The following is a 25,257-nucleotide window of genomic DNA, read 5'->3' on the forward strand; positions in this document are numbered from 1 at the left end:
GGCAGCGCCGCGGCCCGCGGCTGCGGCGCACGGCCAGCCCGGGGCTACGGCACCCGGTCCAGCAGCAGTACCGCCACGTCGTCCGTCAGCTCGCCACCGTTGAGCGCGCGCACCTCGTTCACCGCGGCCCGCAGCAGCCGCTCGCCCCGCAGCCCCTCGGCGAACTGGCGGCGGATCATCTCGGTCATGCCGTCCTGGCCGAGCCGCTCCCGGCCCTGGCCGATATGGCCCTCGATCAGACCGTCGGTGTAGAGCATCAGGCTCCACTCGGCCCCCAGCTCCACCTGCATCCGCGGCCAGCGGGCACCCGGCAGCAGCCCGAGGGCCGGGCCGTTGTTGTCGTACGGCAGCAGCCGGGCCGGTTTGCCCGGGCGGGCCAGCAGCGGCGAGGGGTGACCCGCCAGGCACAGGCCGGCGCGGCGGCCGTCCGGAGCGATGTCCACCGTGCACAGCGTCGCGAAGATCTCGTCGTCGGCCCGCTCGTGCTCCAGCACCTGCTGGAGCGTGCCCAGCAGCTGGTCGCCGCACAGGCCCGCCAGCGTCAGCGCGCGCCACGCGATCCGCAGCTCCACCCCGAGGGCGGCCTCGTCCGGGCCGTGGCCGCACACGTCACCGATCATCGCGTGCACGGTGCCGTCCGGGGTGCGGACGACGTCGTAGAAGTCACCGCCGAGCAGGGCGCGCGAGCGGCCCGGGCGGTAGCGGGCGGCGAACCGCAGCGGAGAGCCCTCCAGCAGCGGCGTCGGCAGCAGACCGCGCTCCAGGCGGCGGTTCTCCTGGGCCCGCAGACGGCCCTCGGCGAGCCGGCGCTCGGCCGACTCGGAACGCTTGCGCTCCACCGCGTAGCGGATCGCGCGGCTCAGCAGCCGGCCGTCCAGCTCGTCGCGGAACAGATAGTCCTGGGCGCCCACGCGCACCGCCTCCGCGCCGCGCTCGGCGTCGCCCGACGCGGTCAGCGCCAGGACGGCATGCCGGGGCGCGAGCTCCAGCACGTGCCTGAGCACGGCGAGCTCGTCCTCGGAGTCGCTGTGGCCGGGCGCCGGCAGCGCGAGGTCCAGCAGGATGCAGTGGACGTCGTCGGTCAGCAGCCGCCCGGCCTCGGTCAGATTGCGGGCCGTGCGGACGCGGATCGGCTTGCCTGCCTGGTCGAGCATGTCCGGCACGATCGGCGAACCGGCCGGGTCGTCCTCGATCAGCAGCAGGGTCAGATTGGTGTGGGCGGTGTGGTTCTCCACCTTCTCCGTGCTGTTCCCGGCGGTGTCCGGTGTGCGCGGGGCAGCGGCCGAGGCGTCCTTGACGGAGTCCTCGGCGGAGCCCCCACGCGGGGACGCGGCCTGCGCCTGACCACTTTCCACGGCCGGGATCGCTCTCTGCCGCGGTATGGGTACGGGCATTGTCTTGGGTTCCTTCCCTCCCCCCGAGGGCATGGCGGGGGCGAGGGACCTCGACCCACCGACGGGGACCATAGCGGGTGTCGGCGCCGCATTGGAATGGTGTGAGCCACGCCGCCGCGCCATCGGCCAGTGTCATATGCCGCGATATGTACCGCAGTTGGACAGCCCGGAGATGCTGTGGAGATGACGAACGTCACGCCGACACCTCGTCTGCCGGGGGGTCCGGCGTGCGGTGGGTCACGTGGGCCGGGTCACCAAAGGTGCCCGATGCCCGATATGTTCACCCGGCGTCGGTGCCGGGATCAGGCCGTACGACCCCGAGGATAGGCATGGATCCCGCTCCCGCGACGGTGATGTCCCGCCCGGGGCGCGGGGCGTGCACCATCGCGCCGTCGCCGATGTACATCGCGACATGGCTGGCGTCGTCGAAGTAGATGATGAGGTCGCCGGGCCGCATGTCCTGGACGTCGATGTGCCGGAGCTGCTTCCACTGCTCCTGCGAGGTGCGCGGTATGCCGCGGCCGGCGGATATCCAGGCCTGCGAGGTCAGCCCGGAGCAGTCGTACGTCTTCGGACCCTCGGCGCCCCACTGGTAGGGCTTGCCGATCTGGGCCGTGGCGTACTCGACGGCTTTCTTGCCCTGCTCGGTGGCCTTGCCGCTGATCTCGTCGAGGACGCCGGAGCCGAGCCAGGCGGACTGGGCCTTGGCCGCGGCCGCCTTCTCCAGCTCGGCGAGGCGCTTCTGCTCGTCCTTCTGCAGCTCGGACTCGACCTTCTCCGCCTGCTCGATCTGCTTCTCGATCTTCTTCTGCGCGGCGGCCTTGGCCTTGCGGCCCGCCTCCAGCTTCTTCCACTGCGCCGAGGCGTCCTTGGCGTACTGCTCCAAGTCCTCCTGGGTGCGTGCCAGTTCGCCGATCAGGCCCTTGGCCGCGTGTTGGCCCTGGCGGACGCGGACCGCTCCGTCGAGGAACTCCTGCGGGTCGTCGCTGAGCGTCAGATGGGCCTCGGGCGGCAGTCCGCCCCCGCGGTACTGCGCGGCGGCCGAGGCGCCGGCGCGGTCCTTCAGCTTGGCCAGCTTCTCCTTGCCCTTGACGATCTTCTTGGCCAGTTCGACGATCTCGGCGGACTGCTTGTCCGCCTTCTCCTCGGCGGCGTTGTACTCGTCGGTGGCACGGCCCGCGGCGCGGTAGAGCTTGTCGAGCTTCTTGCGGACGGCCTCGAGGTCCTTGCTGGGACCGGGCGTCGGGCTCGCGCTCGGGGTGGGGGAGGGGTCCGGACTGGCGAACGCCGTGCCCGGTGCCGCCAGCACGCTGATCGCGCAGACCACGGTCACCGCCGTCGCGATCAGGCCACGCTTGCCCGTTCCCATACCTCAGCCCCCAACTGATTAACCGTCAGTAACATCCGGTTCGTCTGGGGATGCTGCCATGACGGCGCCCAAAGCGACAGAGGTAGTGCTTCCCGCCGTCCCCGCACCGGTATGCCCCCGGCATGACGATCTCCCCGCCTGTGTGACGAACGACTCACGGAGATCGTTCCCGACAGGCCCTGCCGGATCATGCCGGGCCCTGCCGACGGGCCCTGCCGGTGAGCTCAGCCCCGTGGGGCCAACGCCTCCCACCGCACCGTCACTTCGCCCTGCCGCCACCGCACCGGCCCGTCCGCAACGGGCCAGTCTGCCGTCAGGTCCCGTACCGCGCGGATCCAGCGCTGGCGGGCGCCGTAGGAGGCGTAGGGCGCGGCGGCCGCCCAGGCGCGGTCGAAGTCGCGCAGGAAGGTGTGCACCGGCTCGCCCGGGACGTTGCGGTGGATGAGCGCCTTCGGCAGGCGCTCCGCCAGGTCCGAGGGACGCTCCAGGGAGCCCAGCCGGGTCGCGAAGGTGACCGTGCGCGGCCCCTCCGGACCGAGCGCGACCCACACGTGCCGCCGCCCGATCTCGTCGCAGGTCCCCTCGACCAGCAGCCCGCCGCGCGCGCCGGTGGCCGGGTCGGCCGGTGCGAGCCGCCCGCACAGCCGCTCCCACACGGCGGCGACCTCGCCCTCCTCGTACTGCCGCAGCACGTTCGCCGCGCGGACGAGCAGGGGCCGCTGCGGGAGGGGGATCTCGAAGCCGCCGTGCCGGAAGGTGAGCCCGGCCCGCTCGTACGGCAGCGCCGCCGCGACCCGGGCGGGCTCGATCTCGACGCCCACCACGCGCGCGTGCGGCGCGACCGTACGCAGACGGTGCAGCAGTTCGACGGCCGTCCAGGGGGCGGCGCCGTACCCGAGGTCGACCGCCACGGGGTCGGCGGCGCGCCGCAGCTCCGCGCCGTGCGTGGCCGCGATCCAGCGGTCCATACGGCGCAGGCGGTTGGGGTTGGTCGTCCCGCGCGTCACCGTGCCCACGATGCGGGGGCGGGTCGCCGCGCGGGATGTCATGCGTATGAGGGTATGCGGCCTTCAGGGGTAGCCCTCGGGTGTGATCAGGCGCCGCCCCCGAGTGTCCTCAGAGGTAGCCCCCCGGGTTTCCTCAGGCACCGCCCCCGTACGTCCCGAACTCCGGAACCCCCGTCGCTTCGAAGACATGCACCGACAGCCCGCCCGGCGTCGTCCGATGGTCCGTGAGCCGCAGCCCGGCCGGTGCCCCGCCGTCAGGGAAGAGGCGACGGCCCTGCCCCACCACGACCGGGGCGATCGCCAGCCGCAGCGTGTCGACCAGCCCGGCGGCCAGCAGGGACTGCGCGAGCCGGGCGCTGCCGTGGATCTGGATCTCCCGGCCGGGCAGCCGCTTCAGCTCCGCCACCTGGGCGGGGACGTCGCCGGACAGGATCGTGGTCGGGTTCCAGCCGGCCGTGGTCAGGCTGTGGGAGGCGACGTACTTCGGCAGGCCGTTCAGTACGGCGGCGGCGGGATGGTCGGTCATCGTCGGCCAGTCCCGGGCGAAGTTCTGGTACGTACGGCGGCCGAGCAGCAGCGCGTCCGCCTCAGCGAGCCAGGTGCCGACCAGCCGCTCGAACTCCTCGTCGAGATGCGGCACGAACCAGCCGCCCCGCTCGAAACCGTCGCTGGTGTCCTCGTCCGGGGCGCCCGGCCCCTGGGAGACACCGTCGAGCGTCAGGAACTCCTGCACCACGAGCTTCATCGTGACCCTCTCCTCTCCTCAGTGAGTCAGATCAGTGAGTCAGACGCCCCGGGACGCGGAAACTCATCGGCCCCCGAACGGGGAAACTCATCGGCTCCCGAACGGGGAACTCATCGGCCCCCGAACGGGGAAATGGCGAGATCGCGAGGCCGCGAGAACCGCGTCAGTCCTGCCGGACGATGTTCCTGCCCGGCCCGCCGGAGAGCGTGTCCGCGCCGGGTCCGCCGTACAGCTCGTCGTCGCCGCTGTTGCCCCAGATCCGGTCGGCGCCGCCGTTCCCGCGCAGGATGTCGTCGCCCCTGCCGCCGTAGATCTCGTCGTCGCCGGCCCCGCCGTACACCGTGTCGTCACCGTCGTCGGCGCGCAGGATCTCGCCCTCGGTGCCCGCGTAGAGGGTGTCGTCGCCGGCCCCGCCGCCGGCGTACCCCAGGGCGCCCGCCCTGATGGTGTCGGCGCCCGCGCCGCCCCGCACCGACGCGCCGTCGACGCGGCCGCCGGTAGAGCCGGTCCACCGGTCGTCGCCGTCGCCCAGCTCGACGGTGTTGAAGTAATAGACCTGGTCGGTGGCGTTGTCGAAGGAGGCGGTGTCGGCGCCGTCGCCGAGGTCCATTTCCAGGGAGTTGAGCGGGGACTGGCTCTCGGGGGCCTCGACCGTGCAGGAGATCCTGGTCCGGTCCGCGCTGTCGGGATGGCCGCACCCGGCCCCGGTGCTGATCGGGACGACATCGTCGATCACAAAGGTGAACCGGGAGCGGTCGCCGGTGAAGGACTGGGTGATGGCGACCTTGTTGGCCTGCCCGGGGGCGGCCGCGTAGGTGAGGTGCCAGCCGTACTCGTTCACCGAGGCGGTGGCGGCCGTCGGCTCCGCGGCCCCGGCCGGGCCCGCCAGGGCGGCCGGGACGGCCAGACCGATACCGAGAAGGGGCGTGAGAACCGTCGCCGTGCGTAACATCCGGCGGCCGATGAGGCGAGAGGGCATTGCATAACCTCCGTGAGGCAGTGGTCGGTCCTTTCGCTGGTTGTGACCGGTGGGGCGGGAACCCGGTTGTCCGCGGAACCGGGATCGACAGCCTTTTCATGACGGGGACAACGCCCGTGACCTGCGATTTCCGATCCAGTTCACCCGCCCGTCACGCTCCCGGTCCCGGCGCACAAGCGGGCCCTTCAGGCGCTCCACATTCTCGAACGGTTGAGCGGCGAGCGGTAATGATTCGGTAAAAGTCGCGAACAGGGAATCGAACGCGGAAATGGAGCGCACTCTTCCGGTGTTCACCCCCGTGCAGGGCACAGCGAGTCCTGCGCGAGGCATGCCCAAAGCGAGGAGGAACGCCACGTGAGCCAGTACATCGGCAGGCTCGGGCGGCGCTCCGCGTCGGCCCCCGCGCGCCTCAGGCTGCACCGCAGGCCCCGCCGGGTCGCCATGCTCTCCGTGCACACCTCCCCGCTCCACCAGCCGGGCACCGGCGACGCCGGCGGCATGAACGTCTACATCGTGGAGCTCGCGCAGCGCCTCGCCGCGCAGGGCGTCGAGGTCGAGATCTTCACGCGCGCGACCGCGGCCGCCCTCCCGCCGACCGTCGAACTGGCCCCCGGCGTCCTCGTCCGGCACATCGACGCCGGCCCCTACGAGGGACTCAACAAGGAGGACCTCCCCGCCCAGCTGTGCGCCTTCACCCACGGCGTCATGCAGGCCTGGGCCGGTCACCGCCCCGGCCACTACGACCTGGTCCACTCGCACTACTGGCTCTCCGGCCACGTCGGCTGGCTCGCCGCCCAGCGCTGGGGCGTCCCCCTCGTGCACGCCATGCACACCATGGCCAAGGTCAAGAACGCCAACCTGGCCGACGGCGACAGCCCCGAGCCGGCCGCCCGCGTCATCGGCGAGACCCAGATCGTCGCCGCCGCCGACCGCCTCATCGCCAACACCACCGAAGAGGCCGACGAACTGGCCCGGCACTACGCGGCCGACCCCGACAAGCTCGCCGTGGTCCACCCCGGCGTCAACCTCACCCGCTTCTCGCCCGCCGACGGCCGCGCCGCCGCCCGCGCCCGTCTCGGCCTGCCCCAGGACGCGCTGATCCCGCTCTTCGCGGGCCGCATCCAGCCCCTGAAGGCCCCCGACGTGCTGCTGAGGGCCGTAGCCGTCCTCCTCGACGAGCGCCCCGACCTGCGCTCGCGCATCCTCGTCCCCGTCGTCGGCGGCCCCAGCGGCAGCGGCCTCGCCAAACCCGAGGGCCTGCAGAAGCTCGCCGCCCGCCTCGGCATCGCGGACGTCGTACGGTTCCGCCCGCCCGTCGGCCAGGAACAGCTCGCCGACTGGTTCCGCGCCGCCTCCCTCCTGGTCATGCCCTCCTACAGCGAGTCCTTCGGCCTGGTCGCCATAGAGGCCCAGGCGGCGGGCACCCCGGTCCTCGCGGCGGCGGTCGGCGGCCTGCCGGTGGCCGTGGACGACGGACGCACCGGCTTCCTCGTACGCGGCCACAACCCCGCCGACTACGCGCGCGTGCTGCGCGACTTCGCCGACGACCCGGGGCTCGCGCCCCGCCTGGGCGCCCAGGCGGCCCGCCACGCCCAGTCCTTCGGCTGGGACACCGCGGCCGCCGCCACGGCGGACGTCTACACGGCCGCGATGCAGGCGCACCGCCGTCGCGTACGCTCGCACCATGGGTGAAACCGGTCAGCAACAGCGTGCGGCACAGGTCATCGAGGGAGTGCTGAAGGACGCCGACCTGGAGTGGGAGCACCCCGAGCCCGGCACGTACGTCGCGCAGCTCCCCGGCACCCGCAAGCTCAAGACCACGGTCTCCCTGCTCGTCGGCCGCCACTCCCTCTCCCTGAACGCCTTCGTCATCCGCCACCCCGACGAGAACGAACCGGCCGTCCACCGCTGGCTCCTGGAGCGCAACCTCAAGCTCTACGGCGTGAGTTACGCCGTCGACCAGCACGGCGACGTCTACGTCACCGGCCGGCTCTCCCTCACCGCCGTCACCGCCGACGAACTGGACCGTCTGCTCGGCCAAGTCCTCGAAGCGGCGGACGGCAGCTTCAACACCCTCCTGGAGCTGGGCTTCGCCTCCGCCATCCGCAAGGAGTACGAGTGGCGGGTGTCCCGGGGCGAGTCGACGCGCAACCTGGACGCGTTCGTGCATCTGACGCAGCGCCCGGAGCGCTGATCACCCGGCTCGGAAGCGCCCGGGCGGCACCCCCACCAGCTTCCGGAAGTGCCGCGTGAGATGCGACTGGTCGTAGAACCCGGTCGCCACCGCCACCTCGCTCGGCGTCCGCCCGTCGAGCAGCAGCCGCCGGGCGCGGCCCACGCGCAGCGACGTCAGATACTGGTGCGGGGCGATGCCGTAAGCGGCGCTGAACGCCCGTACGAGATGGGCCGGATGGGCCCCGACAAGACCGGCGGCCTCGTTCAGCCCGATCCCCTCGACGACCCGCTCGTCCAGCAACTCGCGCAGCCGCCGCGCCAGTACGGGATCGGCCGGCCGGGGCGCGGCGAGGTCACCCCGCAGATGCCCGCGCAGCCGCTCCCCGACGAACATCAGCCTGCTCTCGGCCTCCAGCTCCTCACCGGGCCGCGTCAGCGTGCCGTGCAACTGCCCGACGCGCCGCCGCAACAGCGGATCGCGCAGATCGGGGTGGTCGACGGCGGCCCCGATGAGCTCGTCCCCGAGATACGTCCCGTCGAGATACAACACCCGCTTGCGGAAGCCCTCCGCGGTGACGGGGGAGCCGTTGTGCGGCACATGCGGAGGCAGCAGCGACACGGTGTCGTGCGGCGTGCCGTGCTCGTGCCGGTCGAGGTCGTACCGCACGGCACCGGTGTCGACGATCAGCAGCGTCCAGGCCTCGTGGACGTGCATCGGATACGCGTACTCGGTGAACCGCGCGTGGAAGACCTCGACGACACCGGCGACGGGGGGACGCCAGGCGGAGACGGTCCGGGTGGACCGGGACGTCGGGGAGGTCCGGGAGGGCTCGGAGGCCATGCAAAAAACGTACAAGACCGTGGCGGGGGCTGCCGGGCACGCTCGCATCATGAACACCGAAGCATCCCCGGAGCCGACCGCGCCGACCGAGCCGATCCGCTTCGACACGAAGATCGCTGTGCTGCTGCGCGAGGACCTGGAGCAGTGGCAGCGCCTGAACGTCACGTCATTCCTGGTCAGCGGCTTGGGCACGCAGCTTCCCGAGGTGATCGGCGAACTGTACGAGGACGCGGACGGCGTGCCCTACCTGCCGATGTTCCGCCAGCCGGTCATGGTCTTCGAGGCCACGAAGGAAACCCTGACCACGGCCCACACCAAGGCCCTTTCCCGCTCCCTCCCCCGCGCGGTCTTCACGTCCGACCTGTTCGCCACGGGCAACGACCGCGACAACCGCGCGGCCGTCCGTGCGGTCCCGACGGCGGACCTGGACCTGGTCGGCCTCTTGGTCTACGGCCCGAAGAACGCGGTGGACAAGGTGGTGAAGGGCGCCCGGATGCATCCGTGAGACCAAAGTCGGGGGTCCGTAGACCAACGGCTGATGACAGGACGGAGGGCCCGTCCCGAGACTCTGTCTCATGGAGGAAGCCAAGAAGGTCCGCATGGGAGTCGAACTCGCGGAATCGACCTGGGCCATCGTGCTCTTCTGCGTCGCCTGCGGTGCAGTGGCCGGCGCCCTGCTCCCACTCCTCGCCCGCTGGCTGTTGAGCCTGCCGTGGGCACCACTGGAGGGCCCGGCCGAACTGCTGACCTCGATCCCGGAACCCGCCCTCACCCTGGGCACGGTCGCGGTGGGCGCACTCGCCGGCCTGCTGCTGGGCTTCATGGCCGTGCATGAGTCCCTGTCGGTGAACATCTCCGACACGCACGTGACCCTGACCATCAGGGACAGCGCCCAGTCGTTGGCCCGAGAGGAGATCGCGACGCTGTTCCGGGACGGCAAGCACCTGGTGGCGCTGGCCCCGGACGGCATGGAACTGGCCCGCGAGCACTGCGGCCTGCCCTGGCACCGCCTGACCGGCACTCTCACGGCGTACGGCTACCCCTGGGCGGCAGAGGACCCGCACCGAGCCGACTACCGCCGCTGGGTCCCCGGCACCCCGGGCCTCCCCGAGGGCGCGGACGCCCTGCTCAGGGCACGCGCCCAGGCCCGAAAGAACTCGGACGACGCGGGCGATGCCCGGGAGCTGCGCGGCGAACTGCTCCGGCTCGGCGTGGTCGTACGGGACGAGGAGAAACGGCAGTACTGGCGGCTGGTGGCAAGGGACTGATCACGGGGCGCAGGAATCACGGGGCGCAGGCCTCGGCGATCGACAAGCTGTTCTCATAAAGATGGTGCCGAGTGATCCGCCCGCCCTCGACGGTGAGCCGCAGCGCGAACGGCCCCTCGAAGGACTTCCCGGTAGCCCGTACGGTCCCTGCCAAATACCCCGTCAGCACGGCGTCGGCGCCGTCCACGAGAAGGGCATCGACAGAGGCCCGGGCATCCTCGGGCACGGTGTGCTCCATCAACTCCGCACCCTGCGCAGCACACTCGGCGCCAGTGGACCGGGGCCGAATCCACGGCACCCCGGGATTCTCGGCGAGCACCCAGTCGACCTCGTCGGCGAAGATCTCCGTCAGCCGCCCGGTGTCCCCGGCAAGCCGCGCGGCGAGAAATTCCTCGACGACGGCGCGGGTGGATGCGGCGCAATCGAACCCCGCGGGACTGGACTTGACGAACATGGCGCTCTCCTCGCTCCTCTACCGTCTGGACAGGTCCGATCCTGCCGGGAGGGAAAGGAGCGGTCGATTACCCGAGAGGTCATGACCACACGCTGGGCCTGGTCGTCACTACTGCCCGACACGCCCGTCGATCAACTCACGCAGAAGATCGGCATGACCGCAGTGCCGCGCGTACTCCGCGATCTGCGCCACCAGGACATCCCGCAACTGAAGCCGCCCACCGGGCTCGGGCCCGAGGTCGGAAAACCCGGCGTTCGTACTGGCGAGGTCGGTGACGCCACCCAGATACCGATCGGTGAGCTCCACCTCGATCCGCCACTGCCGCCAGGCATCCTCCACGACCCCCGGATCAGCGACCGCCCCGTTCCAGTCCCCGTCCCGATCCTCCTCGGTCCGATACAGCTTCGGCGCGTCCTCCCCGGCCATCACCCGCCGAAAATGCCGCTCCTCCTCAGCCATGTGCCGCACCAGCCCGAGCAGAGACATCGTCGACGGCGGCACAGACCGCAGAGCCATCTGCTCGGCGTCCAGCCCGGCGCACTTCATCTCCAGGGTCAGCCGATAGTGCCGCAGATTCTCGAGCAGGACGCTGCGCTCATCAACGCTTTCAGTCTCTGTCTCACGAGGATCATCATCCGGATCAACCCACATATCGGGGTAAACGGTCGACTGCGTCCACCGAGCCACAGCTCGTTCATCGGTGTGCTCATCCGAGACCATGGGGCATGGTGAACCGCTCCGGAACACCTCCGCCACCGAATATCGGGCTTCAACCGGGCATCCAGACCCACGGCTGAAGAACGGGCCGCAGGCCAAGACCGATCCTGCTGTGCGTACTCCCCGGCCCCGGAGGACAACCCGGCCCAAGCGCCTGGCACACGAGACTCAGGCCGTGCGCCTGTGCCACGCCGGATCACTCGCGGGCTGCGCAAGCACGACGAGCCGTTACAGGGAGAGACAGGGTGAGGCGACGATGAAGGGACCGTACGTGAGGTTCCAAGGAACGCTCCCCAACGATCGGGGCTCCTTTCCTGGCGTCTTCGGCCTGGCCAACCGACTCGCCCGCGAGGGCAAGTTGGACGCCGAGCAGTACAGGTTCTGGCGTGCCGGCAACGACTGGTACGACGCCAACTGCCCCAACCCCTCGGACGCCGACCCCCTCGTCTACGACCACGAGACCCACCCCGGTGCCGTCGCCTGGTTCAAGACGTCCTCCACAGAATTCGTCACGAGGGTGGACGGCTACCTGGAACTGCTTGCCGCGCACGGGGTCGAATGCCGACGGCTGGAGTCCTCCGACCCCGGAAGGATCGTCTACGAGGACGAGTACCAGGTCGTAGCAATCCCTCATGCCGATCACGAGCCCTCAGGGACAGCCGCCCCGACGCACCACGACGGCTGAGGACTCGTAGCGCTCCGCCAAAGCTCTGGCAGGCCAGGCCCCCCCACGGTGATCCTCCTGAACGGCCGTGAACGGGCTGAACGAGACGGAGGCTGAGAAGAAGGGACACGCAGGGCTGAGGCGCGTGCCCTTCCCAAGGGCTGGTCCGAAAGCGTCGGCCGTACGACGATGCTGCCCATGCGTCTCACCGCTGAAGAGTTCGAACTGCTGAAGTTGACCCGCCGCTACGTCACAACCGACCGTCGGTACCTCAAACTCGGCGGCTTCCTTCTCGGCATGAGCGGACGCGACCGGGCCAAGTTCATGCGAAAGCTGGGGAAGGCTGCCTATCGGATCGCTCCTCGTGAACTGGACCTGCTGCTCGACCGAGGTTGGCGCGAGAGCGGAACGGCAGCCTGGCTCATCGCTGTTGCCGGCAGGACCGAGTTCCGGGAGCGCCTCGGTGAACTCCTGCTCGCCAGTAAATGGCCCTACGCGGGGCAGGCGTACTGCATCGCCCTGGCCTCCTTCGGCACCTCGGCCGACGCCGACCTCCTGATTGCCTACCTCGACCGCTATCTGCCTCGCCCTGACCTCGTCTATGACCAGACGGACGCCCTTGGCGCGCTCCTGCTGCTCGACGCCAAGGCCGGCACCGACCATGCGGCCCGGTACCTCGCCCCGGACGGACTCTGGCAGCAGTGGATCGCCCAGTCGCCCAGAAAGGATCCCGCCGACCCCGACGAGTACCGAGAGTTCATCGAGCTTCTCTGCGCTTTCGCTGACGAGAGTGCCCAGCACCGTCCGACACGCAGGCGCGGTGCGACTCCTCACGGAAGGTAGCCACCACCGACGACTGCGTGCTGGCGACCAGGAAGAGTCGAGCGCCGGGCCTACCCCAGATACGGCGTCGGGCGACTTTCCAGGAAGTGGTGTAGCCGTAGGCGCTGGGTGTGGTGCATAGGTAGGGCGTCCGCCTCTGCGGGAGCGATGAATGGGACCTCGGTGGATTCGTCGGAGACGGTCAGATCTCCTCCGATGATGCGGGCGGTGAAGCAGATGTTGAACTGGCGGCGGACTTCGCCGTCGGTGTAGGCGATGACGTGCCGGGGGTCGGTGTAGGTACCGACCAGCCCTGTGATCTCGACGTCGTAGCCGGTCTCTTCCTTGACCTCGCGTACGGCGCAGCCGGGCAGAGAGTCGTCCATCTCCATGCCCCCGCCGGGCAGCGCCCACAGGTCATTGTCCCGCCGGCGCTGGAGCAGAATGCGGCCCTGGTCGTCGATGACCACCGCCGACGCGGCCACGACGAGGCTGTTGGGGATCGGAGCAGCGGGGTCGTCGTAGTACTCGGTCCGGGCCACTAGGTCCCCTTTGCAGGCCGGGCGGTCTCCCACACGTCGTTGAAGCCGTCGGCGTACGTGCCGAACATGCCACCGTCGCCACACCGAAGCACGGCAGGCGTTCACGCCGAACAAGTGCACGTTGACCAAGAACTGATCATTCGCGCAAGCCAGTGGAGAGAAGGTTGTAACTCAGTGCGTCGCGGGGGCCGTTCAGTCGTGTTCCCGTAGTGCGGCAACCAGTTGGTGTCCTTCCCTGGCTCCGCGTCGCAGGAGAACCGCCGCTGTGGTGTGGAGTTCGTTCCAGGAGTGAGGACGGCCGACAGCTGAGGCGTCGGGGACGGCTGTCGTGGCTACCGCGAGGGACTGAGGCGCTTCACCGGCGCCGGCGAGGGCGTGGGCGAGGCAGGACCGGTACCAGGTTCTGTCGCGTCGGTAGTCGTCCGGCAGGGCGTTCAGGCCGGTGGTGAGGTGGGCGATGGCTGTCTGCCAGTTCCGTAGGTGCAGTGCGGCCATGCCGCGTTGCAGGGTGAACCAGGTTTCGCCGTAGAAGTACATCCACGGGGGCTCATCCTCGGGGTGTTCGGCGGCGCGGCTGATGAGGATCTGGGCGTCGTCCAGGTGGCGTTCGGCGGCGTCGCCGTTGAGGGCGTGGCCGCGGGCGGTCATCTGGGCGGCCATGCCCTGGACGCCGAGGGAGGTGCCGGGGGCGGACCAGCGGGCGGCTTCGGCGAGTCGTACGCAGCGGGTTCCGCGTCCGCCGGACCAGGCCATGTGGGCCTTCATGCTGAGGGTGGTCGCCGCCATGTTGGCGTCGCCGGCTTCCAGGGCCCATTCGTGGCTGCGGTCGTACCAGGCCAGTGCGGCGGCTGTCTGGCCTTGGTCCTGGGCCATCCAGGCGAGGAATTGGGCGTGTTCGGAGGCGAGGCGGACGACGCGGTCGGCGAGTGGTCCGCGGGCGGCGGCGTAGAGGTCGACGACGGTGCGGAGTTGTCGGCGCATCACTTCGACGAGGGGGCGGGAGCCGATCACGTCCTCCGCGCGGCGGTGTTCGGCGAGCAAGCGGTCCAGCCAGTCCAGGGTGGGGGCGTCGACGCGGTGTGTTGTGCCGACGACGCTGGTGACGCGGGCCAGGAGGTCTTCGTCGGGGCCTGGGCCGACGAGGGAGAGTGCGGGGACCGGTGCGGTGTCCGGGTGCTCTGGTGGAGTGTGCAGGGACGGCGGGATTTCGAGCCCGGCCGTGATGCGCTGTCGTACTTCGAGCGAGGTCACCCGACATCGTCCGCGTTCGATGTCGGAGACGTCGGGTTGGACCAGTCCGACGAGTTCACCGAGCTTGGTCTGGCTCAGGCCGGTGAGCTTGCGGTAGGTGCGGAAGACCTGGCCCCAGTCTTCAACCGTGACCGCTGAGGCGAGTGCGGGATGGGACCAGAGGTCCGTACGGAATTCCCCCATAGCTCCAATATAGGGCGCTCCTATGGGGCTTCGGATGGGAGCAATCGGCGTCTGGCGCAAGGGTCTACCTGCGAGGACCCCGGCGACCGTGCGACCGGTCCCGGGGCGTGGCCAACGCTGCTGAGGAGCGTCGACATGACAGAGATTAGGTTCCCGGGGGTCTCCTGCCCATCCACGGCGAGTGCGCCGGGCTGCGGGACGGTCGAGCGGTGGTTGGCATCGGCCCATCCGTCACCGGACACCGCGCGTGGAGAGTGGAACGGTGCCGCGAAGCTCGCCGTGATTCCGTTGGGGAGGGTCTTCGAGGCGGTTCGTCTGCCTGAGCGGGTCGTGCACCGGGCGGTCGCGAGCGCCGATCGGGACACCGTGAGCGACCGGCTGGCCCGGTGCCTCAGCGGTGCCCCGGTCATTCACGACCCGGGCTTCCGCCGCTACTACGCCCTCGTACCGCCCGGCACCGCACAGATGTGGTGCGCGCCGGTCGCGGAGTGCCTGGGCGAGGGCACGTACCTCGGAGTACCGCGAGCCGACCGCACCGCATTCGACGAGCAGACACGGGCGTCCTTCTGGGCCGTGCCCCTCCTCCGGCCCGGGCGGCTGGGCATGGTGGTCGATGTGCTGGCTCTCGCGATGGCCGGCCGATGCCCGAGCGAGGAAAACGACGAGTCATGACCGCGCCCGTCAGCAGAACCGCGCTGCCGCTTGACCTCGAGACCATGCGCGCCTGCGCGGACCGCCTCCTCGCGAACGACACCGACGCACCCCGGCCGGGCAGCCTGGAGACGCTGACGCTCCATCTGCGCGGGCGCCTCATGCTCGTCGTCCCCGAGGTCGAGACGGCCGCGCTGGCGCTGCCCGAAGACAGCGCGGCGAGAGCCTGTGCGTCGTTCTGCATCGGTGAAGCCCGGCTGCGCCTCAGCGCTTCCGCCCGGGGCGCCCACGCGCAACGCCTCGCCCGTTCCGTCCGCACCCTCTGCGACCACTACGAGAACGAGGACCACGAGTGCCCGACCGCCCCCGAGCGGGCCGCGTACCTGTGCATGCTGCTGCACTGCCCCGCGTGCCCGGACTGCCGGGCCGTGGATGACGACGGCGAGGCCATCGGCAGCTGCGTGACCGGCGACCGGCTCTACGAGGAGTACCGGCAGGCCCGGCGCGGTGGGCCAGGCCCTCGGGAGCGGCCTCCGACCGCCCAGTAACAGACCGCCCCAAGCCAGAAAGCCCCCGCCCGCAAAAGAACCGCAGGTCGGGGGCCTAAGGAAGGTTCGAACTACTTCTTCTTCCCCTGGTTCTTGACCGCCTCAATCGCAGCCGCAGCCGCCTCAGGGTCCAGGTACGTCCCGCCCGGTTTCACCGGCTTGAAGTCCGCGTCGAGCTCGTACGACAGCGGGATGCCCGTCGGGATGTTGAGGCCCGCGATGTCACCGTCGGAGATGCCGTCGAGGTGCTTGACCAGGGCGCGCAGGGAGTTTCCGTGGGCCGCGACCAGGACCGTCTTGCCCGTCAGCAGGTCCGGGACGATCGCGTCGAACCAGTACGGGAGCATGCGGTTGACGACGTCCTTGAGGCACTCCGTCTGCGGGCGCAGCTCCGGAGGGAGGGTCGCGTAGCGCGGGTCGGAGAACTGGGAGTACTCGGCGTCGATGTCCAGCGCCGGGGGCGGGGTGTCGTAGGACCGGCGCCACAGCATGAACTGCTCCTCGCCGAACTCGGCGAGCGTCTGCGCCTTGTCCTTGCCCTGCAGGGCGCCGTAGTGGCGCTCGTTCAGGCGCCAGCTGCGGTGGACCGGGATCCAGAGGCGGTCGGCGGACTCCAGGGAGAGCTGCGCCGTGCGGATGGCGCGCTTCTGGAGGGACGTGTGCACGACGTCGGGGAGCAGGCCGGCGTCCTTGAGCAGCTCGCCGCCGCGCGTCGCCTCCTTCTCGCCCTTCGCGGTGAGGTTGACGTCCACCCAGCCGGTGAACAGGTTCTTCTCGTTCCACTCGCTCTCGCCGTGGCGGAGGAGGATCAGCTTGTACGGTGCGTCGGCCATGCCCCAGAGCGTAATCCACGCATTCGCCCGTTCGCGTGGCTGCCCGGCAGGCGGACGTTTGACCGGACCTGTTAATTGAGTGGCCCGCCGCCCACCCCCGTTCGTAATTTGTGCTTGCTGCTTGCGCCGCTTACCCACCTGTGCCGCTTGCATCCTGCGCCGCTTACCTCCGGGGGAGTCCATGCCGTACGCCGTCCGTGCCAGACGCGCCGTCCAGGAGACCGTCTCGGGGCTGCCCCGCGAGTTCTGGTGGCTGTGGACCAGCACGCTGGTCAACCGGCTCGGCGCCTTCGTCGCCACCTTCATGGCGCTGTACCTGACGCTCGACCGCGGCTACTCCGCCACGTACGCCGGTCTGGTCGCCGCCCTGCACGGGCTCGGCGGAGTGATCTCCTCGCTGGGCGGCGGGGTGATGACCGACCGGCTGGGCCGGCGGCCGACGCTGCTCATCGCGCAGGCCTCGACCGCCGTGTCCGTCGCGCTCCTCGGGTTCGTGCGCGACCCGGTCGCGATCGCCGGGGTCGCCTTCCTCGTCGGCATGGCGAGCAACGCCTCCCGGCCGGCCGTGCAGGCGATGATGGCGGACATCGTGCGGCCCGAGGACCGGATCCGCGCCTTCTCCTTGAACTACTGGGCCATCAACCTCGGCTTCGCCGTGTCCTCCATGGCCGCGGGGTTCATCGCCGAGGTCAGCTACCGCGCCGGGTTCCTGATCGAGGCCGGTATGACGATGGCCTGCGCGATCCTCGTCTTCCTGAGGCTGCCGGAATCGAAGCCGGCAGAGACGGTGAAGGCGGTGGGTGCGAAGGCGGTGGGTGCGAAGGCGGTGGGTGCGAAGGCGGTCCAGGACGACGACTCCGTCAGTCTCGGCACCGTGCTGCGCGACGGGCGCTTCATGAGCGTCGTCGGGCTGTCGTTCCTCATCGCGCTGATCTTCCAGCAGGGGTCGGTGGGGCTGCCGGTGGCGATGGGCGCGGCCGGGTTCACGCCGGCCGAGTACGGCACGGCGATCGCCGTCAACGGCGTGCTGATCGTCGTCCTGCAGATCCCCGTCACCCGGTTCATCGAGCACCGCGACCCGCGCCGGCTGCTCGTCCTCTCCTCGCTCCTCGCGGGGTACGGCTTCGCGCTCACCGCCTTCGCCGGGTCGGTCGGCGTCATCGCCCTCACGGTGTGCGTGTGGACGCTCGCCGAGATCGTCAACGCCCCGACCCAGACCGGCCTGGTCGTCCGGCTCTCCCCGCTGCACGGACGCGGCCGTTACCAGGGCATGTACACGATGTCCTGGTCCGTGGCCGGCCTCGTCGCCCCGCTGCTCTCCGGCTTCGTCATCGACCGGGTCGGTGCGGAGTGGCTGTGGGGGCTGTGCGCGGTCGTCGGGACGGTGGCCGGGCTCGGGTACGGGGTGCTGATGCGGCGGCTGCCGGAGGAGGAGCCCGTGGAGGAGCCGACGGAGGAGCCGGTGGTGGAGGCTGCGGCGGAGAAGCCGGGGGAGCCTGCTGCGAAGAACCTGGAACCGGTCCCGGAGGGTCCCGCGGCAAGCCTCTGATCCTCGTCCGGCATGGCTGCGCGACCGGCAGGGCGCACACGGCGGCCGGTCGCTCAGCTCACCTCACTGGATCGACAACGGCACCGGATGGATCTCGTCGGCCTTGTGCCCGGCGCGCTCGTGAACGCGCTGGATCGCTTCGGCCGAGGGGGCCTCGGAGAGGCAGTAGACCAGGCCGGACTCCGGGTCGGCCCAGGCCCTCTCGAAGTGGACGCGCTCCTCGCCCTCGATGGCGAGGTCCGCGTTGTGGGCCTCCCGCAGCTGCTCTTCCGTGATGCCCTTCATGCTGTGGTGGACGTCCATGAACTTCGCCATGACCTCGCGCCTCCTTCTCATTGCGCGGCCGTGACCTCCCTACGTCCATGCTCCGCCCGTACGAGCACGCAGGCGACCGCGACCTGAACGCCGTAGGGCCCCGGAGGCGAACCACCGGGGCCCTACGGAATTCAGCCGCACTGGCAGGGGCTGCCCGACTGGCACCCGCAGCCGCAGCCCGAGCCGCAGCCGCACGCGGCGATCAGGGTCAGTTTCCTGATCTCGGCGGGCTGCTCGGTCTCGCGCTCCTGCGTGGGGTCGGGCGTGGTGCTGGGGGAATCGGCCATGGGATCCTCCTCGAGGCTGGTGCCTGTGCCCATTGGATGCCCGTTCCGTTGGGCGCATCAACGGCGCACTGAGGCTTCCGCGCGCCCCGGCCGATCCTCACCCGCCCCCCCGAGCCGATCCTCACCCGCCCCCCGGCCAGGCCTCAGGCGCTCTCCGCCTCCGAAGCCACCGCCTGAATCTCCGGCTGCACATCCGTCTGAAGCTCATCCGCGTGCTCACCCGTCACCAGGTACACCACGCGCTTGGCGACCGAGACCGCGTGGTCGGCGAAGCGCTCGTAGTAACGGCCCAGCAGCGTGACGTCGACGGCCGTCTCGATGCCGTGCTTCCAGCGGTCGTCCATCAGGTGCTGGAAGAGGGTGCGGTGCAGCAGGTCCATCTCGTCGTCGTCCTGCTCCAGCTGGAGCGCCAGGTCGACGTCCTTGGTGATGATGACCTCCGCGGCCTTGGCCATCAGGCGCTGCGCGAGCTGGCCCATCTCCAGGATCGTGGCGTGCAGGTCGCTCGGGACCGCGCGGTCCGGGTAGCGCAGGCGCGCGAGCTTCGCGACGTGCTGGGCGAGGTCGCCCGAGCGCTCCAGGTCGGCCGACATCCGCAGCGACGTGACGACGATGCGCAGGTCCGTGGCGACGGGCTGCTGGCGGGCCAGCAGGGCTATGGCCCGGGCCTCCAGGTCGTGCTGGAGCTCGTCGACCTTCTGGTCGGCCTCGATGACGGCCTCGGCCAGCTTCAGGTCGGAGTCGAGCATGGCGGTGGTGGCGCGCCCGATCGCCGATCCGACCAGCCGGGCCATTTCCACCAGACTGTCGCTGATCGAGTCCAGTTCCTCGTGGTACGCGTCCCGCATCAGGCTTCCCTCTCGTGCGTCTGTGTCGGGGGTTCGAGGGCGGTGGCCCACGGAGCGAGCCAGACCCACCGAACGAGCCGTGGCCCACCCATCGAGCCAGGGCCCACCGAACAACCGGCGGTACGACCGTCGTATGACCGACGGCCCGAACCCCACGCTCCCACGTTCCGGCCCGTACGCGTCCGTTTCCGTCATCCCAAATGAACCAATACTGGCTCCAAGGTGAACTCTGGGCGACGAGTGTTCGAGGTCGCAGTCCGACGGCTGTGGCCCGTGCCCGTGCCATGCCTAACCTGGGTGCATGGACGTGAACGCGGCGGTCGCCGCAGTGGCTGCGATCGCCGGGGTGCTCACCGGTGTCATCGCCATGCTGGCGTTCCGGTGGAGCGAGCGCGAGCAGAAGCGCCCCACCCGTACCTCCCTGCACACGGACCCGGTGCTTCCGCCGGGCGTGGACACCGTCCTGTCGGTCCTGAGGTCCTCCGCCGTCGTCCTCGACGAGGCGGACGCGGTGGTCAAGGCGAGCTCGGCGGCGTACGCCCTCGGGCTGGTCCGCGGCGGCAAGCTCGCCGTCGAGCCGATGCTGCAGATGGCCCGGGACACCCGGCGCGACGGGGAGATACGCCAGGTGGAGCTGGACCTGCCGCGGCGCGGTACCGGACGCGGAGAGGCCCTGGCCGTCTCCGCGCGGGTCGCGCCGCTCGGGTCCCGGCTGGTGCTGCTGCTCGTGGAGGACCTCACCGAGGCCCGCCGGATCGAGGCGGTCCGGCGCGACTTCGTCGCCAACGTGAGCCATGAGCTGAAGACCCCGGTCGGCGCCCTCTCCCTGCTCTCCGAGGCCGTCATGGACGCCTCCGACGACCCCGAGGCCGTGGAGCGCTTCGCCGGACGCATGCAGATCGAGGCCACCCGGCTGACCAGCCTGGTGCAGGAGCTCATCGACCTCTCCCGGGTGCAGAACGACGACCCGCTGGAGGACGCCGAGCCGGTCCGCGTCGACGAACTCGTCGCCGAGGCCATCGACCGCTGCCGGCACCAGGCCGGCACCAAACAGATCACCATGGCCGCGGGCGGCACCGCCGACCTGCACGTATGGGGAAACCGCGGCCAGCTCGCCGCCGCCCTCGGCAACCTCGTCGAGAACGCGGTCAACTACTCGCCCGCCCGGACCCGCGTCGGCATAGCCGCCCGCAGGGTGAACGCGTCCGGCGGGGAACACATCGAGATCGCCGTCACCGACCAGGGCATCGGCATCTCCGACAAGGACAAGGAGCGCATCTTCGAGCGCTTCTACCGCGTCGATCCCGCCCGCTCCCGTGCCACCGGTGGTACGGGACTGGGGCTGGCGATCGTGAAGCACGTGGCCGCCTCGCACGGCGGGGAGGTCTCCGTGTGGAGCGCCGAGAACCAGGGCTCCACCTTCACGCTGCGGCTGCCGGAGGCGGGCGTGGCCCGCGACCGCGCACAGCAGCCCGCCCGAGAGATACGCGCAGGAGGCGCGGGCCTCGACGAGGAGGCCGGGCGGTCCACCCCCACATCCCCCGAATCAACCGCGTACGAAACGCTTCCCGCCCCGGAGGTCCTTCCGTGACCCGAGTGCTCGTCGTCGAGGACGAGGAGTCCTTCTCCGACGCCCTGTCGTACATGCTCCGCAAGGAGGGCTTCGAGGTCGCGGTCGCGACCACGGGCCCCGACGGACTCGACGAGTTCGAGCGCAACGGCGCCGACCTCGTCCTCCTCGACCTGATGCTGCCCGGCCTGCCGGGCACCGAGGTGTGCCGCCAGCTGCGCGGCCGCTCCAACGTCCCCGTCATCATGGTGACCGCCAAGGACAGCGAGATCGACAAGGTGGTCGGCCTGGAGATAGGAGCCGACGACTACGTCACCAAGCCCTTCTCCTCGCGCGAGCTGGTCGCCCGTATCCGGGCCGTGCTGCGCCGCCGCGGCGAGCCCGAGGAGGTCACCCCGGCCGCGCTGGAGGCCGGCCCGGTCCGTATGGACGTCGACCGGCACGTGGTCACCGTCGGCGGCACCAAGATCGACCTGCCGCTGAAGGAGTTCGACCTGCTGGAGATGCTGCTGCGCAACGCCGGGCGTGTCCTGACCCGCATGCAGCTCATCGACCGGGTCTGGGGCGCCGACTACGTCGGTGACACCAAGACCCTCGACGTCCACGTCAAGCGCCTGCGCGCCAAGATCGAGCCGGACCCGGGCGCCCCGCGTTACCTGGTGACGGTCCGCGGCCTCGGCTACAAGTTCGAGCCGTAAGCCGCCGCACGGTCCGAGCCGTGAGCCGCACGCCGGCGGCGGAAGCGGGCGGAGACAGACGGAAACAGAAGGGGCGGGACCTCCAGGAGGTCCCGCCCCTTCTCCGTCTCTGACGGCGTCTACGGCCGCTCAGTGCCCGGCGCCCGCGCCACCCGTCGCGCTCGCCGAGGCCGCGTCGGTCGGCGTGCCCGGCGACTCGTGACCGCCCGGCGTCTCACCACCGGCGGGGCTCTCCGTACCGGCCGGCGCGCCCGACTCGCCCTCGGCGGGCGAACCCGACGGCGAACCGGACGGCGAACCGGACGGGGCACCCGACGCGCCCGGCGCGGCCGGGACCTCGCTCGGGCCCCACTCGGCGAAGTAGTGCTCGGCGGGGACGACGAACGCGCGCAGGCTCACGTCACCGGTCTTGCTGAAGGTGAAGGTGACCTTCTGGGCGTTGCCGTCCTGGACGGCCTCACGGCTGCTCGCCAGGCTGGCCGTGGCGTTGCCCTTGCCGCCCAGGATCAGCGAACCGCCGGCCGGGATGCTGAGGCTGCCGCCCTTGGCGGGCTTGAGCTCGGCGGTCTTGCCGGTGCCGGGGAGGGTGATGGACTCCAGCGTCTCGGCGGACTTGCCGGAGTTGAAGAAGGTCGCGGAGATCGCGGCCGGGCCGGTCGACTCCAGGTCGGGCTGGGTGATCACGATCGCGTTCTGGATCTTGATGTCGCCGACGCTGGTCGCCGCGTTGTCCGGCTTGATCTCCAGCGTCTGGGCGCTGTTGCCGGCGCCGCACGCGGCGAGCGAGGCGATCGAGAACGCGACGGCGGCAGCGGCGAGGGCGCCACGTCGAAGGCTGCTGCTCACGGCGGCGGCAACTCCTTGACTCGAGCAGGGCGGCCGATAAAGCCGCCCTAAGTGTGTGTCAGCAGGCCTCAGGTTACCGAGCCGTTCCCGCGCGGCCGCACCCGACCCCCCGGCACCTCTGATCCCACCTCTGTCACAACTGACTCCCGCATCACATGTGACTCCTGGGTCACATTGGCGGAGTGCTCGTCCGGCATTCACATAAGAGCCCCGCGCGGTACCGCAAAACTTCCGTGAAGGAATGCGCGGACCACCTCGGAATTGATCACCGACGGCTCCTCCGGAGGCCCTGTGATCAATTCCGGATTCGACCTGAACCCCGCTCGGCCGTCCGAACGGAGTAGCGGAAGTCGATCATACGGAACGGGACATATCGGGATGTTCAGCCGTCTGGAGGGTGCTTCGGATGCGTGTAACGTACGCGTTTCGCTCGCCCCGGACAGCCGCTCCCACCTGCGAATACCTTCTTCCATCCCCTTGTCGAAGCACGTTCCTGTCGGACTTGTCAAGCCCCGAGATATGCCCTGACCTGCGAAAACGCCATTCAGAACCCGCAGTTTCCGTGTTACCCTGGATAGCCACGGAAGGGGTACCTGTCACATGACGTTCAAGGTTGGCGACACCGTGGTCTATCCCCATCACGGGGCCGCGCTGATCGAGGCTATCGAAACTCGTCAGATCAAAGGCGTGGACAAGACCTACTTGGTGCTGAAGGTCGCCCAGGGCGACCTGACGGTGCGTGTGCCAGCGGACAATGCGGAGTTCGTCGGCGTGCGTGATGTGGTCGGTCAGGACGGGCTGGACCGGGTCTTCGAGGTGCTGCGCGCACCGTACGCCGAGGAGCCCACGAACTGGTCCCGTCGATACAAGGCAAACCTGGAGAAGCTCGCCTCCGGCGATGTCATCAAGGTCGCGGAAGTCGTGCGTGACCTGTGGCGTCGTGAGCGCGAGCGCGGACTCTCCGCGGGCGAGAAGCGCATGCTCGCCAAGGCCCGCCAGATTCTGGTGAGCGAACTCGCCCTCGCGGAGAACACCAACGAGGACAAGGCCGAGGCCCTGCTCGACGAGGTGCTCGCCTCCTGAGGCGAAACCCGTCGATCAGCACTCTGCTTGATGCTTGATCCACGCTGCACATCGAAATGCCGCGGTGCCCGATGACGAATTTCCTGTCGCCGGGCGCTGCGGCATGTTCGTACTCGGATGCCGGTGCACCGCCACTCCGGGATGTGTTATCACTCACGCCCCGGTTGTTTGGCGTGCCGGGCCCGGGCAGCCGGCTCGACCAGCGTCACGGAAGGGTCCGGTCGAGCGCGTCGCGCCCGGCACTCCTCCAGGCCATACCCACGCCAGGCCAGAACACAAACCTGACAGGAACCGATGTCTGACGAATCACGCCCTGCGCCGCCGGCCGCCCCCGCGGCAGCCCGTACGGCGGCCGTGATCCCGGCCGCCGGCCGCGGTGTACGGCTCGGCCCCGGCGCCCCCAAGGCGCTGCGCGCGCTGAGCGGCACGCCCATGCTCATCCACGCGGTCCGCGCGCTGGCCGCCTCCCGTGCCGTCTCCCTGGTCGTCGTGGTGGCCCCGCCCGACGGTGCCGCCGAGGTCAGGTCGCTGCTCGACGCGCACGCGCTGCCCGAGCGGACGGACTTCCTCGTCGTCCCGGGCGGGCAGACCCGCCAGGAGTCCGTGAAGCTCGGCCTGGACGCGCTGCCGTCCGGCCACGACATCGTCCTGGTGCACGACGCGGCCCGCCCGCTGGTGCCGGTGGACACCGTCGACGCCGTGATCGAGGCCGTACGGGACGGTGCCCCGGCCGTGGTCCCGGCGCTGCCGCTCGCCGACACCGTCAAGCAGGTCGAGCCCGCGCGGACCCCCGGCGAGCCGGAGCCGGTCGTCGCCACGCCGGAGCGCGCGCTGCTGCGCGCCGTGCAGACCCCGCAGGGCTTCGACCGGGCCACGCTGGTCCGGGCGCACGAGACCGTGACCGGCGAGGTCACCGACGACGCAGGCATGGTCGAGCAGCTCGGCCTCACCGTCGTCGCCGTGCCCGGCCACGAGGAGGCCTTCAAGGTCACCCGCCCCCTCGACCTGGTCCTCGCGGAGGCGGTCCTGGCCCGCAGGAGGCTCAACGATGGCTTCTGACGACTTCCCGCTGCCCCAGGTCGGCATCGGCACCGACATCCACGCCTTCGAGGACGGCCGCGAGCTGTGGTGCGCCGGCCTGAAGTGGGAGGGCGAGGGCCCTGGCCTGGCAGGCCACTCCGACGCGGACGTCGTAGCCCACGCCGCCTGCAACGCCCTCTTCTCCGCGGCGGGCCTCGGCGATCTGGGTCAGCACTTCGGCACGGGCCGCCCGGAGTGGTCCGGCGCATCGGGCGTCGCCCTCCTGACGGAGGCGTCCCGCATCGTCCGCGAGGCCGGTTTCCGCATCGGCAACATCGCCGTACAGGTGGTGGGCCCGCGACCGAAGATCGGGAAGCGGCGGGACGAGGCGCAGAAGATCCTTTCGGAGGCGGCCGGAGCACCGGTATCGGTGTCGGGGGCAACAACAGACGGTTTGGGCTTCCCCGGACGCGACGAGGGCCTGATGGCGGTGGCAACGGCCCTGGTCGTGAAACGGGGATGACCGGTCCGACTCTTAGGGGCGCGGGGAACTGCGCGACAAGCCCCCACGCACCCGCACGCGGGAACGGTGCCGTAC

The 25,257-nt window shown here is 70.4% G+C and carries 29 protein-coding genes; 14 read left to right on the forward strand and 15 right to left on the reverse strand.

Annotation, left to right across the window (positions count from 1 at the left end):
- Positions 1 to 44: 44 nt before the first annotated feature.
- The 5 genes from KJK29_RS20450 to KJK29_RS20470 all read right to left on the reverse strand — a co-directional run bounded on the left by KJK29_RS20450 (position 45) and on the right by KJK29_RS20470 (position 5,467).
- Positions 45 to 1,394 carry a PP2C family protein-serine/threonine phosphatase gene (locus tag KJK29_RS20450; RefSeq protein ID WP_215120596.1) on the reverse strand — a complete coding sequence of 450 codons (1,350 nt, stop codon included), beginning with the start codon at positions 1,392 to 1,394 and terminating at the stop codon, positions 45 to 47.
- Between the two features lie 280 nt (positions 1,395 to 1,674).
- The gene (locus tag KJK29_RS20455) at positions 1,675 to 2,763 is read right to left on the reverse strand and encodes a C40 family peptidase (protein ID WP_215120597.1); all 1,089 of its coding nucleotides are present in this window, start codon (positions 2,761 to 2,763) and stop codon (positions 1,675 to 1,677) included.
- Positions 2,764 to 2,987: 224 nt separating this feature from the next.
- Positions 2,988 to 3,812, reverse strand: a complete 825-nt coding sequence (locus tag KJK29_RS20460) for a class I SAM-dependent methyltransferase (protein ID WP_251057875.1) — start codon at positions 3,810 to 3,812, stop codon at positions 2,988 to 2,990.
- Between the two features lie 91 nt (positions 3,813 to 3,903).
- Positions 3,904 to 4,515 carry a dihydrofolate reductase family protein gene (locus tag KJK29_RS20465; protein ID WP_215120598.1) on the reverse strand — a complete coding sequence of 204 codons (612 nt, stop codon included), beginning with the start codon at positions 4,513 to 4,515 and terminating at the stop codon, positions 3,904 to 3,906.
- Between the two features lie 163 nt (positions 4,516 to 4,678).
- Positions 4,679 to 5,467, reverse strand: a complete 789-nt coding sequence (locus KJK29_RS20470) for a calcium-binding protein (RefSeq protein ID WP_251057876.1) — start codon at positions 5,465 to 5,467, stop codon at positions 4,679 to 4,681.
- Positions 5,468 to 5,848: 381 nt separating this feature from the next.
- Here KJK29_RS20470 and mshA point away from each other — a divergent pair, with 381 nt between their 5' ends.
- On the forward strand, positions 5,849 to 7,186 hold the full coding sequence (gene mshA, locus KJK29_RS20475; RefSeq protein WP_215120599.1) for a D-inositol-3-phosphate glycosyltransferase: 1,338 nt from the start codon (positions 5,849 to 5,851) through the stop codon (positions 7,184 to 7,186).
- Entirely contained in the window at positions 7,179 to 7,688 is a 510-nt protein-coding gene (locus KJK29_RS20480; RefSeq protein WP_215120600.1) for a type III secretion system chaperone family protein, read from the forward strand. The genes mshA and KJK29_RS20480 overlap by 8 nt, the downstream gene beginning before the upstream one ends.
- Here the strand turns inward: KJK29_RS20480 and KJK29_RS20485 are convergent, their stop codons facing one another.
- Positions 7,689 to 8,510: a helix-turn-helix domain-containing protein gene (locus KJK29_RS20485; RefSeq protein WP_215120601.1), complete on the reverse strand. Its 822-nt coding sequence runs from the start codon at positions 8,508 to 8,510 to the stop codon at positions 7,689 to 7,691.
- A 49-nt stretch (positions 8,511 to 8,559) separates the two neighbouring features.
- Between KJK29_RS20485 and KJK29_RS20490 the strand changes: the two genes are divergently transcribed.
- Both KJK29_RS20490 and KJK29_RS20495 read left to right on the forward strand, forming a co-directional pair.
- Positions 8,560 to 9,015, forward strand: a complete 456-nt coding sequence (locus KJK29_RS20490) for a DUF2000 domain-containing protein (RefSeq protein ID WP_215120602.1) — start codon at positions 8,560 to 8,562, stop codon at positions 9,013 to 9,015.
- Positions 9,016 to 9,085: 70 nt separating this feature from the next.
- Complete coding sequence (locus KJK29_RS20495; RefSeq protein WP_215120603.1) at positions 9,086 to 9,778, forward strand: YqeB family protein; 693 nt, start codon at positions 9,086 to 9,088, stop codon at positions 9,776 to 9,778.
- 16 nt (positions 9,779 to 9,794) lie between these two features.
- Here KJK29_RS20495 and KJK29_RS20500 read toward each other — a convergent pair whose 3' ends face one another.
- Together KJK29_RS20500 and KJK29_RS20505 are read right to left on the reverse strand one after the other, a co-directional pair.
- On the reverse strand, positions 9,795 to 10,232 hold the full coding sequence (locus KJK29_RS20500) for a nuclear transport factor 2 family protein (RefSeq protein WP_215120604.1): 438 nt from the start codon (positions 10,230 to 10,232) through the stop codon (positions 9,795 to 9,797).
- 108 nt (positions 10,233 to 10,340) lie between these two features.
- Positions 10,341 to 10,952, reverse strand: a complete 612-nt coding sequence (locus KJK29_RS20505; RefSeq protein ID WP_215120605.1) for a DinB family protein — start codon at positions 10,950 to 10,952, stop codon at positions 10,341 to 10,343.
- Positions 10,953 to 11,220: 268 nt separating this feature from the next.
- Here KJK29_RS20505 and KJK29_RS20510 point away from each other — a divergent pair, with 268 nt between their 5' ends.
- Positions 11,221 to 11,634, forward strand: a complete 414-nt coding sequence (locus tag KJK29_RS20510) for a hypothetical protein (RefSeq protein ID WP_370869147.1) — start codon at positions 11,221 to 11,223, stop codon at positions 11,632 to 11,634.
- Positions 11,635 to 11,811: 177 nt separating this feature from the next.
- A complete protein-coding gene (locus KJK29_RS20515; RefSeq protein WP_215120607.1) occupies positions 11,812 to 12,456 on the forward strand; it encodes a DUF6000 family protein in 645 nt (214 codons plus the stop codon).
- 50 nt (positions 12,457 to 12,506) lie between these two features.
- On the opposite strand, the gene KJK29_RS20520 is transcribed toward KJK29_RS20515, so the two are convergent.
- Positions 12,507 to 12,977, reverse strand: a complete 471-nt coding sequence (locus KJK29_RS20520) for an NUDIX hydrolase (RefSeq protein WP_215120608.1) — start codon at positions 12,975 to 12,977, stop codon at positions 12,507 to 12,509.
- Positions 12,978 to 13,169: 192 nt separating this feature from the next.
- Positions 13,170 to 14,411, reverse strand: a complete 1,242-nt coding sequence (locus KJK29_RS20525; protein ID WP_215120609.1) for a helix-turn-helix domain-containing protein — start codon at positions 14,409 to 14,411, stop codon at positions 13,170 to 13,172.
- 135 nt (positions 14,412 to 14,546) lie between these two features.
- On the opposite strand from KJK29_RS20525, the gene KJK29_RS20530 reads away from it, so the two are divergent.
- Together KJK29_RS20530 and KJK29_RS20535 are read left to right on the forward strand one after the other, a co-directional pair.
- Complete coding sequence (locus KJK29_RS20530; RefSeq protein WP_251057877.1) at positions 14,547 to 15,083, forward strand: hypothetical protein; 537 nt, start codon at positions 14,547 to 14,549, stop codon at positions 15,081 to 15,083.
- Positions 15,080 to 15,610 carry a DUF6415 family natural product biosynthesis protein gene (locus tag KJK29_RS20535; RefSeq protein WP_215120610.1) on the forward strand — a complete coding sequence of 177 codons (531 nt, stop codon included), beginning with the start codon at positions 15,080 to 15,082 and terminating at the stop codon, positions 15,608 to 15,610. The genes KJK29_RS20530 and KJK29_RS20535 overlap by 4 nt, the downstream gene beginning before the upstream one ends.
- A gap of 71 nt (positions 15,611 to 15,681) precedes the next feature.
- On the opposite strand, the gene KJK29_RS20540 is transcribed toward KJK29_RS20535, so the two are convergent.
- Positions 15,682 to 16,443, reverse strand: a complete 762-nt coding sequence (locus tag KJK29_RS20540) for a phosphoglyceromutase (RefSeq protein WP_215120611.1) — start codon at positions 16,441 to 16,443, stop codon at positions 15,682 to 15,684.
- Between the two features lie 181 nt (positions 16,444 to 16,624).
- Here KJK29_RS20540 and KJK29_RS20545 point away from each other — a divergent pair, with 181 nt between their 5' ends.
- Complete coding sequence (locus tag KJK29_RS20545; protein WP_215120612.1) at positions 16,625 to 17,992, forward strand: MDR family MFS transporter; 1,368 nt, start codon at positions 16,625 to 16,627, stop codon at positions 17,990 to 17,992.
- 63 nt (positions 17,993 to 18,055) lie between these two features.
- On the opposite strand, the gene KJK29_RS20550 is transcribed toward KJK29_RS20545, so the two are convergent.
- The 3 genes from KJK29_RS20550 to phoU all read right to left on the reverse strand — a co-directional run bounded on the left by KJK29_RS20550 (position 18,056) and on the right by phoU (position 19,442).
- Entirely contained in the window at positions 18,056 to 18,307 is a 252-nt protein-coding gene (locus KJK29_RS20550) for an SCO4226 family nickel-binding protein (protein WP_215120613.1), read from the reverse strand.
- Positions 18,308 to 18,438: 131 nt separating this feature from the next.
- Positions 18,439 to 18,594 (reverse strand): hypothetical protein, encoded by a 156-nt coding sequence (locus KJK29_RS20555; RefSeq protein ID WP_215120614.1) that lies wholly within the window; start codon positions 18,592 to 18,594, stop codon positions 18,439 to 18,441.
- Between the two features lie 143 nt (positions 18,595 to 18,737).
- Entirely contained in the window at positions 18,738 to 19,442 is a 705-nt protein-coding gene (gene phoU / locus KJK29_RS20560) for a phosphate signaling complex protein PhoU (RefSeq protein ID WP_215120615.1), read from the reverse strand.
- A gap of 301 nt (positions 19,443 to 19,743) precedes the next feature.
- Here phoU and KJK29_RS20565 point away from each other — a divergent pair, with 301 nt between their 5' ends.
- Together KJK29_RS20565 and KJK29_RS20570 are read left to right on the forward strand one after the other, a co-directional pair.
- Positions 19,744 to 21,033 (forward strand): sensor histidine kinase, encoded by a 1,290-nt coding sequence (locus KJK29_RS20565; protein ID WP_215120616.1) that lies wholly within the window; start codon positions 19,744 to 19,746, stop codon positions 21,031 to 21,033.
- On the forward strand, positions 21,030 to 21,710 hold the full coding sequence (locus tag KJK29_RS20570; protein WP_030243122.1) for a response regulator transcription factor: 681 nt from the start codon (positions 21,030 to 21,032) through the stop codon (positions 21,708 to 21,710). The genes KJK29_RS20565 and KJK29_RS20570 overlap by 4 nt, the downstream gene beginning before the upstream one ends.
- 129 nt (positions 21,711 to 21,839) lie before the next feature.
- Here KJK29_RS20570 and KJK29_RS20575 read toward each other — a convergent pair whose 3' ends face one another.
- Entirely contained in the window at positions 21,840 to 22,556 is a 717-nt protein-coding gene (locus tag KJK29_RS20575; protein WP_215120617.1) for a DUF461 domain-containing protein, read from the reverse strand.
- A gap of 600 nt (positions 22,557 to 23,156) precedes the next feature.
- On the opposite strand from KJK29_RS20575, the gene KJK29_RS20580 reads away from it, so the two are divergent.
- The 3 genes from KJK29_RS20580 to ispF all read left to right on the forward strand — a co-directional run bounded on the left by KJK29_RS20580 (position 23,157) and on the right by ispF (position 25,182).
- Positions 23,157 to 23,639: a CarD family transcriptional regulator gene (locus KJK29_RS20580; RefSeq protein WP_003953493.1), complete on the forward strand. Its 483-nt coding sequence runs from the start codon at positions 23,157 to 23,159 to the stop codon at positions 23,637 to 23,639.
- A 294-nt stretch (positions 23,640 to 23,933) separates the two neighbouring features.
- Positions 23,934 to 24,698, forward strand: a complete 765-nt coding sequence (gene ispD, locus KJK29_RS20585) for a 2-C-methyl-D-erythritol 4-phosphate cytidylyltransferase (RefSeq protein ID WP_215120618.1) — start codon at positions 23,934 to 23,936, stop codon at positions 24,696 to 24,698.
- Positions 24,688 to 25,182: a 2-C-methyl-D-erythritol 2,4-cyclodiphosphate synthase gene (ispF, locus tag KJK29_RS20590; RefSeq protein ID WP_215120619.1), complete on the forward strand. Its 495-nt coding sequence runs from the start codon at positions 24,688 to 24,690 to the stop codon at positions 25,180 to 25,182. Before ispD ends, ispF begins: the two co-directional genes overlap by 11 nt.
- Positions 25,183 to 25,257: the final 75 nt, after the last annotated feature.

Origin of the sequence: Streptomyces koelreuteriae (genome assembly GCF_018604545.1) — a bacterium.
Lineage (GTDB): Bacteria > Actinomycetota > Actinomycetes > Streptomycetales > Streptomycetaceae > Streptomyces > Streptomyces koelreuteriae.

Bases quoted from the DNA above. Each gene is read 5' to 3' on its own strand.
- KJK29_RS20485 (WP_215120601.1), bottom strand. From the start codon at position 8,510: ATGGCCTCCGAGCCCTCCCGGACCTCCCCGACGTCCCGGTCCACCCGG.
- KJK29_RS20555 (WP_215120614.1), bottom strand. From the start codon at position 18,594: ATGGCCGATTCCCCCAGCACCACGCCCGACCCCACGCAGGAGCGCGAG.
- KJK29_RS20500 (WP_215120604.1), bottom strand. From the start codon at position 10,232: ATGTTCGTCAAGTCCAGTCCCGCGGGGTTCGATTGCGCCGCATCCACC.
- KJK29_RS20505 (WP_215120605.1), bottom strand. From the start codon at position 10,952: ATGGTCTCGGATGAGCACACCGATGAACGAGCTGTGGCTCGGTGGACG.
- KJK29_RS20545 (WP_215120612.1), top strand. From the start codon at position 16,625: ATGCCGTACGCCGTCCGTGCCAGACGCGCCGTCCAGGAGACCGTCTCG.
- KJK29_RS20470 (WP_251057876.1), bottom strand. From the start codon at position 5,467: ATGTTACGCACGGCGACGGTTCTCACGCCCCTTCTCGGTATCGGTCTG.
- KJK29_RS20580 (WP_003953493.1), top strand. From the start codon at position 23,157: ATGACGTTCAAGGTTGGCGACACCGTGGTCTATCCCCATCACGGGGCC.
- phoU (WP_215120615.1), bottom strand. From the start codon at position 19,442: ATGCGGGACGCGTACCACGAGGAACTGGACTCGATCAGCGACAGTCTG.
- KJK29_RS20550 (WP_215120613.1), bottom strand. From the start codon at position 18,307: ATGGCGAAGTTCATGGACGTCCACCACAGCATGAAGGGCATCACGGAA.
- KJK29_RS20535 (WP_215120610.1), top strand. From the start codon at position 15,080: ATGACCGCGCCCGTCAGCAGAACCGCGCTGCCGCTTGACCTCGAGACC.
- KJK29_RS20525 (WP_215120609.1), bottom strand. From the start codon at position 14,411: ATGGGGGAATTCCGTACGGACCTCTGGTCCCATCCCGCACTCGCCTCA.
- KJK29_RS20480 (WP_215120600.1), top strand. From the start codon at position 7,179: ATGGGTGAAACCGGTCAGCAACAGCGTGCGGCACAGGTCATCGAGGGA.
- KJK29_RS20495 (WP_215120603.1), top strand. From the start codon at position 9,086: ATGGAGGAAGCCAAGAAGGTCCGCATGGGAGTCGAACTCGCGGAATCG.
- KJK29_RS20450 (WP_215120596.1), bottom strand. From the start codon at position 1,394: ATGCCCGTACCCATACCGCGGCAGAGAGCGATCCCGGCCGTGGAAAGT.
- ispD (WP_215120618.1), top strand. From the start codon at position 23,934: ATGTCTGACGAATCACGCCCTGCGCCGCCGGCCGCCCCCGCGGCAGCC.
- KJK29_RS20490 (WP_215120602.1), top strand. From the start codon at position 8,560: ATGAACACCGAAGCATCCCCGGAGCCGACCGCGCCGACCGAGCCGATC.
- KJK29_RS20455 (WP_215120597.1), bottom strand. From the start codon at position 2,763: ATGGGAACGGGCAAGCGTGGCCTGATCGCGACGGCGGTGACCGTGGTC.
- KJK29_RS20540 (WP_215120611.1), bottom strand. From the start codon at position 16,443: ATGGCCGACGCACCGTACAAGCTGATCCTCCTCCGCCACGGCGAGAGC.
- KJK29_RS20515 (WP_215120607.1), top strand. From the start codon at position 11,812: ATGCGTCTCACCGCTGAAGAGTTCGAACTGCTGAAGTTGACCCGCCGC.
- KJK29_RS20460 (WP_251057875.1), bottom strand. From the start codon at position 3,812: ATGACATCCCGCGCGGCGACCCGCCCCCGCATCGTGGGCACGGTGACG.
- KJK29_RS20565 (WP_215120616.1), top strand. From the start codon at position 19,744: ATGGACGTGAACGCGGCGGTCGCCGCAGTGGCTGCGATCGCCGGGGTG.
- KJK29_RS20465 (WP_215120598.1), bottom strand. From the start codon at position 4,515: ATGAAGCTCGTGGTGCAGGAGTTCCTGACGCTCGACGGTGTCTCCCAG.
- KJK29_RS20530 (WP_251057877.1), top strand. From the start codon at position 14,547: ATGACAGAGATTAGGTTCCCGGGGGTCTCCTGCCCATCCACGGCGAGT.
- ispF (WP_215120619.1), top strand. From the start codon at position 24,688: ATGGCTTCTGACGACTTCCCGCTGCCCCAGGTCGGCATCGGCACCGAC.